This window comes from Aeromonas popoffii (assembly GCF_037818705.1).
GTDB classification, from domain to species: domain Bacteria; phylum Pseudomonadota; class Gammaproteobacteria; order Enterobacterales; family Aeromonadaceae; genus Aeromonas; species Aeromonas popoffii.
On record NZ_CP149129.1, the window covers coordinates 4405936 to 4420077 of the forward strand.

Here is a 14142-nt window from a genome sequence, read left to right on the forward strand (position 1 = left end):
ATACTGCCGCTCCTTTTTTCCCGCGACGTTTTCGCGACACCAAGAGCAAGAGGCTGCATGTCGAACACCTTACCCTGGCACCAGATAGATACCGTGTTGCTCGATATGGATGGCACCCTGATCGACCTTCATTTTGACAACTACCTCTGGCAGCAGCTGGTACCGGCGCGTTACGCCGAGCGACTCGGCTTGCCAGCGGTGGCAGCCAAAGAGCAGATCGATCTGCACTATCACGCCGTCAGCGGCACCCTCGACTGGTACTGTGTGGATTACTGGAGCCAGACCCTGGGGCTGGACATTCGCGCCCTCAAGCAGGAGCTGCTGGAGAAGATCCAGTGGCGGCCCAACGCCATCCCCTTCCTGGCCGAGCTGCGCGCCGCGGGCAAGCAGTTGGTGCTCTTTACCAACGCCCATCCCGCCAGCCTGTCGGTCAAGGATGCGCAGCTCGGGCTTGCCGGTCATCTGGATCTGATGGTGAGTACCCACGAGCTGGGTTGGTCAAAGGAGAGCCAGCACTGCTGGCAGGCGCTGGCCGAGCGGCTGGCGTTCGATCCCGCCCGCACCCTGTTTGTGGATGACAGCGAGCGGATCCTGCGGGCCGCCGCCGACTACGGCATTGGCTATCAGCTCGCCATCCAGAACCCGGACAGTCGCCAGCCCGAGCAGAGTATTACGGCCTTCCCGGCGATCCGTGACTATGCCGAACTGCTGCCGCTGACTACTTGATACCAGCACGGGGGCAGAATTCACCGCCTTCCCCGATCTATTCCGTGACTATGTCGAACTGCTGCCGCTGACTACTTGATACCAGCACGGGGGCAGAATTCACCGCCTTCCCCTGCATACCGAGCGGCTGACAGGCCGAGACGCACAATGGAAAGGGCTGCCCGGGCAGCCCTTTCTCGTTGATATGGCGCGGCAGGCTAGCTCACCCACGCCACCAGCTGGTACTGCTTCTTGCCCCGGCGCAGCAGCAGGTAGCGACCAAACAGCCGATCCGCAGCATTCAGCTGCTCATCCTGCTTGATGGCGCCATTGAGACTGATGGCCCCCGCCGTCAGCAGTTCGCGGGCGATGCGCTTGGAGTTCGCCAGACCGCACTCCACCAGCAGGCTGACCAGATCAGTCTCGCCGCGGACTGTGCTGCTCGGCATGCCGTCCTGCGCCAGCTGGGCGAGATCGCTCTCGCCGAGGCGGGCCACGTCGCCACTGAACAGCAGCTCGCTGATGCGCTGCACCGCCGCCAGCGCCGCCTTGCCGTGCACCAGTTCGGTCAGCTCGTCCGCCAGCACCTCCTGGGCCTGCTTGCGCCCCTGTCGCTGGGCATCTTCCGCCTCCAGCTCGGCAATCTCGGTCAGCGACATAACGCTGTAGTAACGCAGGAAGCGGTAGACATCCTCATCTGCGGTGCCGAGCCAGAACTGGTAGAAGGCGTAAGGCGAGGTGAGCGCCGGATCGAGCCAGACCGCGCCGCCCTCTGTCTTGCCGAACTTGGTGCCGTCCGCCTTGGTGATAAGCGGCAGGGTCATGCCGTGCACCTGCGCCTGATGGAGGCGACGGGTGAGCTCCATGCCGCTGGTGATATTGCCCCACTGGTCGTTGCCGCCAATCTGCAGGGTGCAACCGAGCCGCTGGTTGAGCACCGCAAAGTCGTAGGATTGCAGCAGAGCGTAGGAGAACTCGGTGAACGAGATGCCCTGATCCGGGCGAGCCAGCCGCTGACGCACCGATTCTCGCGCCAGCATGGCATTGACCGAGAAGTGCTTGCCGATATCCCGCAGAAAATCGAGGGCGGACATCTGCCCCATCCAGTCACCATTGTTGACCAGCTGCGGGGCCGACAGGCCATCGTCCGCGGGCAGCAGCGCCCTGATCTGGGCCGACAGGCTGGCGACCCAACCCTGCACGGTATCGGCACTGTTGAGGCTGCGCTCGGTCGCCTTGAAGCTGGGATCGCCGATAAGACCAGTGGCGCCGCCCACCAGTGCCACCGGGGTGTGGCCCGCCAGCTGGAAGCGGCGCAGCATCAAGAGCGGCACCAGATGACCGATATGCAGGCTGCCGGCGGTGGGATCGAACCCGCAATAGACGATGCGCGGGGTGGCAAGATGATCGGCCAGGGCCGCCGGATCGGAATTCTGGGCCACAAGGCCGCGCTCGGTCAGCTCATCGAGCAGGTGGGGGTTGATCATGGGTGCTCCAACAGCAGGGGGGAAAAGCCGTCATCCTCGCCGTTCTGGCTGGTGGCGGATATGTCCCCTGAGGGACAGTTTTGCCACTCTCGTGCTAGCATCCAGCCATAGTGGGGAATAGCTCCCCGCCACCGGAAACGAGCCACCATGACCCAGCCATTCACCACAGATGCCCTGACCCGCCGCATGACCGAGGTGGTCGATGCCCTGCACAGCAGTGCCTTTCCGGCGGCGCTGGTGCGCCTGATCCAGCAACAGGTGGCGTTTGATTGCACCCTGCTGCTCGGGGTGGGGCAGCGGCCCGTCTACCTCTACGACAACCTCAATCATCAGCGGGCTCTGCTGTTTGATCGCTACCTCACCAGCCACTTCAGTCAGGATCCCTTTATGCAGGCGCTGGAGCAGGGCTTGCCTGCCGGCGTCTGGACCCTGGCGCAGGTCTCCCAAGGGCGACTCGATCCCGAATATCGCCACCACTTCTATCAGGCCACCGGCTGGCAGGAGGAGGTGGGGCTGATCCTGCCGGTGCGGGACGGACTGACGCTGATGCTGTTTCTCGGTCGCCTCGACAAGCGCAGCACCCTCAGCCGTGACGAGCTGGCGAGGCTGGAGCAGCTGTTCCCGCTGGTGCATTCGCTCTGTCGCCAGCAGTGGCAGCAGAGCCCGCCGCTGCTGGCCCAGAGCACGGCGCTGCCTGACAGTGCTAGCCTGAAGGCGGCGGTGGCACAGGCCATCGCCAGCGTGGGCGGAGATCGACTCACCCGCCGGGAGCGGCAGGTGGCGGGGTTGCTGCTACAAGGGCTGGATACCGAGGCGATCGCCGCCGAGCTCGGCATTGGCAGCGGCACAGTGAAGAATCACCGCAAACACCTCTACGGCAAGTTGCGCCTCGGTTCACGCGCCGAGCTGTTCAGCTTCTTTCTGAACCATCTCATCACGGCGCCAAGCGGCGAGACTGGGACCCCATAACGACACGACCCCGCCAACGCGGGGTCGTATTTATCCTTTTCCAGACCGGCAGACGATGTCGTCAGATGCGCCCCTGATAGCGCAGCGGAAAGCGCCCCTGACCATCAGGCTGACCGAGGAAGGGCAGCCCCTGCTTCATCTGCTCCGGCAGCTCGGGACCCGGTTTGAGGGTGCCCTGGAACAGGTACTGGCGATTGGGCTGCAGCTCCAGCTTGCCCTGCACCTGGACCGCCTCCGAGCCCTGCTTGAGCTCGGCCACCAGTCGGGAGTCAATGCAGGTCAGCTTGAGCTCGGGATCCCCCAGCGGCAGCTTGCCGGCCGGGGTATCGGCATAGGCACCATACCAATGAAGGCTGCCGTAGAGGTTGTCACACCAGGGATTGCCCTGGGCAAATTGATCGACCTTGAGCTGCAGCTGACCCGCCACCGTCAGCGGGAAAGGCAGCTGCACGGGCACCCGCTCCAGCACCCAGGGCGCAGGCACGTTGAGGGTGATATCACGACCAAAGGCGGCGCCGTTCCATCCAACCACACCCTGGCCGTTGAGACCGCTGCGATCGCCAAAACGCAGGGAAACCTCGGGGGCAAAGCGCAGCAACGACCAGCCGTTGAGCTCCCAGCGCAGTTGGGTCAGCGACTCACTGGCGTATTGCAGCCGGGCGACCTGGCCGCTCCAGAGGGTGCCGCTCACCCCTTCCAGCTGCACCTGGTTAGGTGGCAGCGGCAGATGGCGAACCACCAGGGTGGCTGGCAGTTTCACCAGCAGAAAACCGAGATAGGCCACCAGGAAGAGGGCAGCGATCAGTACTTTTTGCTTCATAGAAAACGACTCGATTGCAAATATCTGGCCTTGGCCAGGCCCGGTACCACACCGGGACGAGATGCCGGAAACCGGACGGCGCTCAGCCCGCTTGCTGTCATTGGGGACGACTCAACTGCAAGCGTCTGACCTTGACCAGACCCGGCGCCAGATTCTCGCGGGCCACCTCGATGACCTGCACCTGTACGCCATACTGATCGGCCAGGGTCGCCAGCCAGATCAGCAGATCATCGAACTGAACCGTATCGATCCACACCTGCAGCTCCTGACCCTGGGGTTGCAGACGGGCAATCTTGATCTTCTGGTTGAAAGCGGTGCGGTTCACCACTCCTTCCAGGGTACCGCTGGTGTCGATCTGGCGGCCCTGGCGGCCCTGACCGCCCTGCATCGCCAGCACCTCTTCCCCCTTCTCTTTCAGCCAAGCGAGCGTCTGTTGCTGGCTCAGCACCTGCCGCTCGCGCTCGGCGATGCGGTTGTCGATGGGTTGCCAGACCATCCAGTAGCAGAGCCCGATCAGCAGGCAGCTGCCACCCACGGCCACCAACCGCTGCTCACGAGCACTGATGCTGCGCCACCAGCCTTGTAATTTGTCCATCATGATGATTTACCCTTCAGCACCAGTGTCCCTTCAACCTTGCCCTCTGTGCTGCGCACCTCGCCCTGCTGCACCGAGAAACGCTTGCCCGCCAGTTCGCGAAAGCGCTCTATCTCGGCAAAACCGGGTGCCGTGACCTGCAATCTCAACTCGCCCCGCGCGGCGTCGAAACGCAACACCTGTGGCTTGAGCCCCGGTACCTCGGCAAAGGTGGGAGCCAGTTCGGTCAACAGCAAGAGCACACCATCCTGCGGGGTCTGTCCCAGTAACTTGAGATGCTGTGCCATCTGGCTGCGCACGTTGACGATGCGGTTTTCCCCCGGGAAGATGCGGGTGTAGACCTGCCGGATCTCGGCCTTGAGGGCCTTGTCCTGCTCCGCCAGCTGATAAAGATGCACACCGCGCTGGGTCAACGCCACCAACAGCAAGAGCCCGGCCACCACGGCCACCTTGCGCCACTGTAGCCAGTAGCGGGAGTATTCGGTCTGCGGCCGGTAGGGACCCTGCAACAGGTTGGCCTGGCAGTTCAGCGCCCCTTTGGCCAGCAGCAGCATGGGCAGTTCAGGATCCGCCGCCAGCCAGTTGGCCGCCGGGATCGCCGGCAAGGGAGTATGGCTGTGGATGGTGACGGGTTCGACCTCCGCCGCCAGCAACATGGCCAGCAGCGATTCGTCGGCCACTATGCCCTGACAGGGGCCCTGACGCAGCAGCCACTCCTTGCCAAGCTGCAGGGCAGACCAGCCGTCGGCGGTGGGCGGCAAGGCCAGCACGTCCGGCAACAGCTGCTGGCTCTTGAGGCCCGCCTGCTGCAACCAACCCAGCCAGATCTGCATCTTCTCCTTGTCGACCGCCATCAGGTCCACCTCGTGGCCCTCGTGGCCCAGCACCACCAGATGCAGTCCATCCACATCGGATGCGATTTGCTCCTCCAGCAGGTAGGGCAAGGCGGCGGCGGCCTGGCGACTGTATTTGCCCGGCAGGCTCACCCGCCGGAAGATAAGATCGCTGCCCGGCACCAGGGTCACCACGGGGCGGCCACCGGCGCGCTCCTGCAGCTCACTCAGGGCATGGGCCGAGGCCAGGGTGCCGGAGGCAATGATCTCCTCCTCCTTGGCCGACCACACCAGCCACTCGACCGGTTGCTGCGCATTGGTCCCCAAACGGATGACCAGACTCTCGCTCACAAATATCTCTCCTGCCATTCCCGTCCGCATCCCTCTGGATGGGCGGGAGCGCAGCCCTCGGCTGCTGTCCAATACGAGGTCAGGGCGGGTACGGCCAGTCGCCGCTCCCCACACCTGTTTGTCATTCGGCGCCGCCATTGAGGCGACGCAGCATCACCAGCTTGTTGTCCTTGCTACGAAAAAAGACGCTCTCCAGCCTGGCCCGGGTATCACCCACCTCGGCGATCAATTTGGCCTCGAAGTAGCTGCTCTTGACGTCCAGCGCCGCATCCAGCCCCTGGATGCCGCTCACCTGCGCTGTCATCTGGTCCGTCATCTCTTTCTTGTTCTTCCACCCCTTCTGGGGGCGGCTGGTCAGCACCCGCTTGGCATCATCGAGCCCCACCTTGTCCAGATAGAGCGCCACCAGCAGCGCCGCCTGTTCCGGCTTGATGGTGTTGATGTTCACCACCAGCTTCTCGCTCGGCAGGGCGCAGACATAAGGCGCCAGCCGGGCATACAACTTGGCGCTCACACCCCGCACCGCCCTCAGCTCGTCCGTGCTGAGCATCCACTGGTTCGCGGTCAGATAAGGGGGTGTCAGCCCCTCGTAATAGGCATCCTCGGCACCGTAGCTGGAGACCAGCACCGTGTCCTTGTCGGTCCAGTCGCGGATGGCATCGGTCAGCTGCACCGCCTCGTAATCCTCGACCTCGAGCTGCTTGAGCAGGGCGTGAAACACCTTGACCGGATAAGGCTGCTTCTCGAGGTCATCGCCGCTCTCCCCCTCTTTCAGGGGCACGCTCAGGCTGTTGAGGTTGAAGCAGGATTGCAGATCCCGTACCCGGCCGGTCAGCTTGCCGTCATCCACCGGGAAGACCGCATCCTGCTTGGCCCAGTTCTGACCCAGGCTCACCACATTGGGGTCATCCTTGAAATCCTGAGCCAGCACCTTGCTCACCAGGGCTTCCGCCGACATGGCATACCACCAGGCTTGCTTGCCGGCAGTAAGGTTGCCGGTACGGCGCAGCTCCAGCTGCAGGCGACCGCTCATGTTGCTGGCGATGATCACCATCACCGACAATATGAGCAGTACCACCAGCAGGGCCATGCCACCCTGACGGCGGCAAGAGTGCATGCTGCCGCCCCCTGTCCGCTTAGTTCCCATTTTCTGCTCGCTGGCCACCGGCCCCGATGAGGAACTGGCGGCGAACTGTGCCGTAATCTTCCAGATCCAGCTCCACCGCCAGGCCGTAAGGCAGCACGTTGCGCTGGGTCCACTCCTCTTTCCAGACACCCTTGTCGTAAAAATAGAACCGCAGCGCAGTCACCCGATCCAGCATGGGCTGGATGCGCGGCTCTGTGCCGATCACGGGATCCGGATAGAGGTAGCTCAGCCGCTCCAGCGTGTGATCCTTGAGGCGCCAGCCGACCCGCTGCAAACCGGATCGTGGCAGCATGCCATCCGGATTGAGCCAACCACCGCGAATGAAGGCCATGCCCCAATCGTCGCTCTGCTGGCCGAAGCGGGATGCCGCCAGCAGCACCTTGTTGTTCTCGCCGTCGATACGGCCGCTGCGGGGCACCATCTGGGTAATGTCCCGCTCCATCAGGGTAAAGGCCAGTTGCAACTCGGAGAGACGGGCCTCCTTCTTCTTGGACACCTCGTCACTGGTGAGCACCCCCTGCAGTACCTGATAGGCGCCCATGCTGAGGCTGGCGAAAATGGCGATGGCCACCAGCATCTCCAGCAGAGTAAAACCGTCCTGACGGCCGCGATATCGCACTCTCGGCCTGGGTAATGACGATGTCCGCATCGATCTCTCCCGCTGAGTGCAGCCCGACGGGTGTGCTCGCGTCGCGGATAGGTCCTTGGCTGTTGTCATCGGCTGATATAGGTCCGGAGCATGGCCACAGGGCTCTCGGCCTTGGGCGCGGTACGCACTTCCATATCCAGTGCCTTGAAGTTGTTGTCGGCGGTGGCGACGCCGCGATAGCGCCAATACCAGGTCTGCCCAGCCATCTTCTCGTCCCCTTCCACCCAGCTATCGCCGGGCCACCTGGCGTCGAGTTTCTGCTGCACCAACTGGTTTTCCGCCACCCAGGTTGCCAGCGTCTTCTCTTCCAGATAATTGAGCGCAGAGAGGTGTTCGCTGGCGGCTTTCATCACAGCCAGACCCGCGATGGCAAACACCGCCAGCGCGACCATCACTTCCAGCAAGGTCATGCCACGGGCGTTCATGTGATCACCCCCGACCCGGAGTGCCGACCCGGACCCGGTAGCTGCGCCACCATCACCCCGGCCTTCAACAACAGCGTCACGCCGCCGACATTCATTCAGCCCCCTCCTCGCCATCTTGCAACAGCTGCAAACGGCCGAATTCATCTGCCTTGACCGTACGCAGGTAGCGCACATCCTCATCCTGCTGGGTCAGGGTCAATACGAAGGGGCTGAGCTCGCCACCGGGGAAGATCAACACCTGGGGCGTGCGCTCCTTCTCGTCCCGACCCTGCTCGGTTTTCTCGTCGGACTCGCTCCGCCAGCTGAACCCTTCGAGCTCGATGGCCAGCAGCATGGTGTCAGGCAGTTGTACCTGCCCCAGGATCTTGTCGCCGGTCAGCGCCTGCCATTTTCGATCCTTGGCCCCGCGCTGCATGAACTGCCAGCCATGCTCTTCGATGCGAAGCCCTACTAGCCGGCCATCCATCACCGAATACTCCTGAGCCTGTTGCAGGGTCGCCATGAAGCGGCGCGCCTGCTTGTCGAGCTCGCGATCGCCCCTGGCGCCTCCCATGCTGAGGGTGACGGCGGTGGCCACCAGCCCCATCAGCATGGCCACCAGCAAGACCTCCAGCAGGGTGAAACCGGCTTGGCGATGACGCGATGACGAGCCCCTCACGGCTGCCTCATCCACAGCACCTTGATGGCAGCGCAATCAGTCACTTATTGGAAATCCTTCAGATTCCAGTTGCCGATGTCGTCATCGGTACCGGCTTCGCCATCCAGCCCCATGGAGAAGATATCGAGCTTGCCAAACTGGCCCGGGCTCAGCATCTGGTACGGGTTGCCCCAGGGATCCTGCGGCAGGCGCTTGATGTAACCGCCGTCACGGTAGCTACGCGGCTCGGGGGCGGCGGTCGGCTTGGTGACCAAGGCATCCAGGCCCTGCTCTGTGGTCGGGTAACGGTTGTTGTCCAGCTTGTACATGTCGAGGGCATTTTCCAGCGCCACTATATCGGAGACCGCTTTCTGCTGGTCAGCCTTCTCTTTGTTACCCATCAGGTTGGGCACCACCAGGCTGGCCAGGATCCCGAGGATCACGATGACCACCATGACTTCCAGCAGAGTAAAACCGGATTGACGACGCTTTTGCATGACTTACTCCCTAACGAAATGAGATGGCATGAACCATCAACGATTAACTGTTAAACCGCGATCGTTCGATTACGCCTGCCGGCTAATCGAACCTGCGAGTTCGATTGGATTTGCAGGTTCGAATAGCGAAGCGTATTCGAACACCCGAACCTTACAGATTCACCATGTTGTTGAGCTCGAGGATCGGCTGCAAAATCGACATCACGATAAACAGCACGACCCCGGCCATGGAGACCACCAGCAGGGGCTCGAACACGCCGAGGGCGATATTCACCTGGGTTTCAAATTCCCTGTCCTGGTTGTCCGCCGCCCGCTCCAGCATGCTGTCGAGCTCGCCGCTCTGCTCGCCAGAGGCGATCATGTGCAGCATCATGGGCGGGAAAATCTTGGTTTCATCCAGCGCCTTGCGCAGGCTGGTCCCCTCCCGCACCCGCTCGGTGGCCTCACTGATGCGAGTACGGGCGAAGTCATTGGAGAGCACCTCACCGGCGATCTTCATCCCCTCCAGCAGGGGCACGGCGCTGGCGTTGAGTATGCTCAGGGTACGGGCGAAGCGGGCGGTGTTGAGACCACGGCTGACCCGGCCAATGACCGGCAGGCGCAGCACCACCTGGTGCCAGTGACGGCGACGCTTCTCGTCGGTCAGCCACCAGCGCCAGACAAACCCACTGATAAACAGCAGCAGCAGGAACCAGAGGCCGTAATGCTGCATCAGCTCGCTGGTGCCGATGAGGAAACGGGTCGTCGCAGGCAGTTGCTGGCCCATGTGTTCAAACTGTGCCACCACCTTGGGCACCACGGCGGTGAGCAGGATCGAGATGACCCCGACCGCCACCATGGTGAGGACTATTGGGTAAATCATCGCCTGCAGCAGCTTGGTACGCATGTGCTGGCGCTGCTCCGTGTAGTCGGCGAGCCGGTTTAGCACCTTCTCCAGATGACCCGATTTTTCACCGGCCGCCACCATGGAGCGAAACAGCTGATCGAACACGTGGGGGAAGGCCCCCAGCGAATCGGCCAGCGAGTAACCTTCTACCACCTTGCTGCGCACGGTTGCCACCAGACTGCGCAGGTGAGCCTTCTCGCACTGCTCGGCTACCGCCCGCAGCGCCTCTTCGATGGTGAGACCGGCACCCACCAGGGTCGCCAGCTGACGGGTGATGAGGGCCAGCTCGGAGGTGGAGGCGCCACGGCGAAACAGCACGAAGCGATTCGCTTCCCGCTTTGCTTTCTCTGTGGTCTCGTTCACCTCGAGCGGGGTCAGCCCCTGCTCACGCAGTTGCTGGCGCACCTGACGGGCCGAATCACCCTCGGTCACCCCCTGCTTCTGGCGCCCCTTGCTGTCGAGGGCTTTGTATTCAAATGCTGACAATACTCTTGCTCCTCTGCCCTAACACTGTGACGTCTCGTTATCCCGATTCAGCTAGCTGCCATCAGGCATTGTGTTCCTGAGCCTGTCCGGCCGCGCTTGCCTGACCGCACATCAATCTTCCCGGGTCACCCGCAATACTTCTTCCAGGCTGGTCTGGCCCTTGAGCACCTTGTCGATACCGTCGCGGCGTATGCTGGGGGTATGGTCCCGGATCAATCGCTCGATGGCGAGTTCACCGCTGGCGCTGTGGATCGCCTCGCGCACCGCCTCGTCGATCACCACCAGCTCGTGAATGCCAGTCCGGCCGCGATAGCCGGTGTGGTTGCACTGCTCGCAGCCCACCGGGCGCCACACCTGCTGATCCGGCGCCAACGCCATCCCCATGGCCAGGCGCTCCTGCTCCGTGATCGGGCGCGGAGCGCGGCAATCCGGACAGAGGGTGCGCACCAGCCGCTGTGCCAGCACTGCCAAGAGCGACGAGGAGAGCAGGAAAGGCTCTATCCCCATGTCCCGCATCCGGGTGATGGCACCGATAGCGGTGTTGGTGTGCAGGGTCGACATCACGAGGTGACCGGTCAGCGACGCCTGCACCGCTATCTGGGCGGTCTCGAGGTCGCGAATTTCCCCCACCATCACTACGTCCGGATCCTGCCGCAAAATGGCGCGCAGGCCACGGGCGAAGGTCATGTCTACCTTGGTGTTGACCTGGGTCTGGCCCACCCCTTCGAGGTCGAATTCGATGGGATCCTCGACCGTGAGAATGTTGCGATCCCGGGAGTTTATCTCGGAGAGCGCCGCATAGAGGGTGGTGGACTTGCCCGAACCGGTCGGGCCCGTCACCAGAATGATGCCGTGGGGTTTGCGAATGAGTTCGCTGATGATGTTACGGTTGGCAAGCGTCATGCCAAGCTGCTTCAGCTCGAGGCGCACGTTGTTCTTGTCAAGCAGACGCAATACCACCCGCTCGCCGTAGCTGGACGGCATGGTGGAAACCCGCACGTCCACCGCCCGGCCACCGATGCGCAGCGAGATGCGGCCATCCTGCGGCACCCGCTTCTCGGCGATGTCCATCCGCGACATGACCTTGATGCGCGATACCAAAAGCGATGCCAGCTTGCGATGGGGGCGCAGTATCTCCCGCAGCACGCCATCGATGCGGAAACGAATGACCAGCACCCGCTCGAACGTCTCGATATGGATGTCAGACGCCTCCTCTTTTATCGCCTCGCTCAACATGGCGTTGATGAGGCGAATGATGGGGGCGTCATCATCGGCGTCCAGCAGATCCTCGCTCTGGGGCAGCTCTTCCGCCAAGGCGAAGAAGTCCATCTCGTTGCCGAGATCTTCCATCAGCTGGCGTGCCTCGGAAGAGTCGCGCTGGTAGTGCGCCATCAACAACTCTTCAAACTCATCATTGCCGAGCTGCTCCACCTCAAAGGCGCATCCCACCACCCGCCGCACCTCCAGCAGGGTTTGCGGCGCCACCCCCGGACGGCACTGCAGCAGGGGGGTCCCCTGCCGCTCGGTCAGGACGACACCGAAGTTGCGGGCAAAGGCGAACGGCAGCTCGGGCAGGGTCGCCGGCAAACTCGTGTTATCGAGCTGGTATGCCGCCATTACTTGTTACCCACGAACGGCTGCGCTCCGTCGGCCGTCGCCTGCTGGCGCGCCTTCATCAGCTCAATCTGTTTCTGTACCTCGGGCGACTGGGCCACATCCTGGCCATATTCAGGCAGCACCTGGCGTTTGGGCGAGGTGAGGTAACCCTCCTGTGCGGCAGCTTCCAGCTGCTCGGCCCGGAACATGGTGTACTTGTTGCTGGAGATTCCCGAGTAGACGTTGGCATCGCGTAATATGGTGGGCCGGATAAAGACCATCAGGTTGCGCTTGGACGTGGTGTTGGAAGTAGAGCGGAACAGGTAGCCCAGCACAGGGATATCGCCCAGCAAAGGCACCTTGGAGATCTCCTCCTTGGTCTGTTCATCCATCAGGCCGCCCAACACCACGGTTTCGCCACTCTTCACCAGCACGGCGTTCTTGACGGTGCGGGTATCGAAGGTGGGGCCCAGGCCGTCCGTTCCTGTCGCTTGTTTACCCACGCTGGAGACCTCCTGCTCGATAGTGAGCAGCACAGAGTCCCCTTCGTTAATCTGCGGCGTCACTACCAGCTTGGTACCCACCGTCTTGCGCTCTATGGTGCTGAAGGTGGTGTCACCGGAAGTGGAGTTCTGGGTGCCCGTCTGCACCGGCACTTCCTGGCCGACGTTGAAGGAGGCTTCCTTGTTGTCCATGGTGACGATACTCGGGGTGGAGAGAATATCGCTCTTGGTATTGGTGGAGAGTGCCGTCACCAACATGGCCCAGTTACCCTGGTAGAAACCGGCCGCCATGCCGTTGAAATTCTCCGCCAACTTGGCAATACCCGTGGTGTTACCGTTATCTTTGTAATCCTTGGCGGCGATGGCCACTGAACCTATACCTGGGCCAGCATTGGTAAACTGGGTACCACCACCGTTGGTATTGGCCCACTGCACCCCGAGGTTGAGACCGTCACCGTCGGCAATTTCGACGATGATCGCCTCCACCAGCACCTGGGCACGGCGGATATCCAGCTTGGCAACCACCTGCTCCAGCTCGGCCATCACATCCGGCTGGGCCGTGATGACCAGCGCATTGGTGGTCTCGTCGGCGGAGATGGCCAGCTTGCCCCCCCCAATGCTGGCGTTGCCGCCACCGGCCGTGGTGCCGCCCCCCTTCTTGTCCGCTTCTATGCTGGAGCTGACCCCCTTGAGCACCTCCACCATGTCCTTGGCTTTGCCATATTTCAGGTAGAAGACCCGAGTGTTGCCCTGGCTCTGCAGATCCCGATCGAGCTGGCGCACCATCTGTATGATGCGGGCCCGCGCCTTGGGTTCACCACTGACCACCACCGAGTTGGTGCGCTCGTCGGCCACCACCTTGGGTGCCAGCAGCAGAGAGGTGTTGCCGCCCTGACTGTTGCCATCCTTGTTGAGGTTGGTCACCAGCCGCACCATCTCGCCAGCGGAGGCATATTTCAGCTTGATGATGTCCACTTCCTGATCGCCCGCCTTGTCGACCCGGCGTACCACTTCCACCAGACGGTTGACCACAGCGGCACGGCCCGTAATGAGCAGCACGTTGGAGGGATCGTAATGGACCACGTTGCCGCCACCGGCGTTGTCATTGAGCTGACGCAGCAGAGGAGCCAGTTCGCGCACCGAGACGTTACGCACCGGCACCACCCGGGTCACCATCTCGTCGCCTATGCCCGGGTTGGTCTCATCCACCACAGGGATGGCAGAGGTCTTGGCATCCTTGGAGCGCACAACCTTGAGCACACCGTTATCCATAGGCACCACAGCGAAGCCATAGACATCGAGCACGCTCAGGAAGAACTGGTAGTACTGCTCCTCGTTGAGCAGGTCGTAACTGCGGACGTTGATCTTGCCGCGCACCGAAGGCTCTATGATGATGGTCTTGCTCAGGTTCTTGCCGACCGTGTTGATGAACTCTTCGATGTCGGCATTCTTGAAGCTGGCAGAATACTCGGTGGCCCAGGCAGAACCTGCCATCATCAGCGCCGCCGCAACCGTGGCCAGACGCCAGCCATTCCTTTTATTTATCATTCTTGGTG

General features: G+C 62.3%; 14 protein-coding genes. 2 read left to right on the plus strand and 12 right to left on the minus strand.

The genetic code is table 11. The annotated features are described in order from the left end of the window. Positions 1–57: 57 nt before the first annotated feature. On the plus strand, positions 58–726 hold the full coding sequence (gene yrfG, locus WJM78_RS20430) for a GMP/IMP nucleotidase (protein WP_339011493.1): 669 nt from the start codon (positions 58–60) through the stop codon (positions 724–726). Between the two features lie 197 nt (positions 727–923). On the opposite strand, the gene tyrS is transcribed toward yrfG, so the two are convergent. Beyond that, on the minus strand, positions 924–2192 hold the full coding sequence (gene tyrS / locus WJM78_RS20435; protein WP_339011496.1) for a tyrosine--tRNA ligase: 1269 nt from the start codon (positions 2190–2192) through the stop codon (positions 924–926). Positions 2193–2339: 147 nt separating this feature from the next. Here tyrS and WJM78_RS20440 point away from each other — a divergent pair, with 147 nt between their 5' ends. Then, positions 2340–3161 carry a helix-turn-helix transcriptional regulator gene (locus WJM78_RS20440; RefSeq protein WP_339011499.1) on the plus strand — a complete coding sequence of 274 codons (822 nt, stop codon included), beginning with the start codon at positions 2340–2342 and terminating at the stop codon, positions 3159–3161. 61 nt (positions 3162–3222) lie between these two features. Here WJM78_RS20440 and exeN read toward each other — a convergent pair whose 3' ends face one another. From exeN to exeD, 11 genes are all read right to left on the minus strand, one after another. After that, positions 3223–3981, minus strand: a complete 759-nt coding sequence (gene exeN / locus WJM78_RS20445) for a GspN family type II secretion system protein ExeN (RefSeq protein WP_042038701.1) — start codon at positions 3979–3981, stop codon at positions 3223–3225. Positions 3982–4078: 97 nt separating this feature from the next. Continuing rightward, complete coding sequence (exeM, locus tag WJM78_RS20450) at positions 4079–4579, minus strand: GspM family type II secretion system protein ExeM (protein WP_339011504.1); 501 nt, start codon at positions 4577–4579, stop codon at positions 4079–4081. Continuing rightward, complete coding sequence (gene exeL, locus WJM78_RS20455; RefSeq protein ID WP_339011507.1) at positions 4576–5760, minus strand: GspL family type II secretion system protein ExeL; 1185 nt, start codon at positions 5758–5760, stop codon at positions 4576–4578. Before exeL ends, exeM begins: the two co-directional genes overlap by 4 nt. Before the next feature lie 121 nt (positions 5761–5881). Further along, complete coding sequence (exeK, locus tag WJM78_RS20460; RefSeq protein ID WP_339011510.1) at positions 5882–6907, minus strand: GspK family T2SS minor pseudopilin variant ExeK; 1026 nt, start codon at positions 6905–6907, stop codon at positions 5882–5884. Beyond that, positions 6897–7556 (minus strand): GspJ family T2SS minor pseudopilin variant ExeJ, encoded by a 660-nt coding sequence (gene exeJ, locus WJM78_RS20465; RefSeq protein WP_042038696.1) that lies wholly within the window; start codon positions 7554–7556, stop codon positions 6897–6899. The genes exeK and exeJ overlap by 11 nt, the downstream gene beginning before the upstream one ends. 65 nt (positions 7557–7621) lie before the next feature. Next, positions 7622–7981, minus strand: a complete 360-nt coding sequence (exeI, locus tag WJM78_RS20470) for a GspI family T2SS minor pseudopilin variant ExeI (protein WP_042038694.1) — start codon at positions 7979–7981, stop codon at positions 7622–7624. Between the two features lie 91 nt (positions 7982–8072). Then, positions 8073–8639, minus strand: a complete 567-nt coding sequence (exeH, locus tag WJM78_RS20475; protein ID WP_042038922.1) for a GspH family T2SS minor pseudopilin variant ExeH — start codon at positions 8637–8639, stop codon at positions 8073–8075. A 44-nt stretch (positions 8640–8683) separates the two neighbouring features. Next, the gene (gene exeG, locus WJM78_RS20480) at positions 8684–9115 is read right to left on the minus strand and encodes a GspG family T2SS major pseudopilin variant ExeG (RefSeq protein ID WP_042038692.1); all 432 of its coding nucleotides are present in this window, start codon (positions 9113–9115) and stop codon (positions 8684–8686) included. Positions 9116–9266: 151 nt separating this feature from the next. Then, positions 9267–10487, minus strand: a complete 1221-nt coding sequence (gene exeF / locus WJM78_RS20485) for a GspF family T2SS innner membrane protein variant ExeF (protein ID WP_339011519.1) — start codon at positions 10485–10487, stop codon at positions 9267–9269. A gap of 111 nt (positions 10488–10598) precedes the next feature. Next, positions 10599–12104: a GspE family T2SS ATPase variant ExeE gene (gene exeE, locus WJM78_RS20490; protein ID WP_042038689.1), complete on the minus strand. Its 1506-nt coding sequence runs from the start codon at positions 12102–12104 to the stop codon at positions 10599–10601. Beyond that, positions 12104–14134 carry a GspD family T2SS secretin variant ExeD gene (gene exeD / locus WJM78_RS20495; RefSeq protein WP_212514206.1) on the minus strand — a complete coding sequence of 677 codons (2031 nt, stop codon included), beginning with the start codon at positions 14132–14134 and terminating at the stop codon, positions 12104–12106. Before exeD ends, exeE begins: the two co-directional genes overlap by 1 nt. Between the last annotated feature and the right edge of the window lie 8 nt (positions 14135–14142).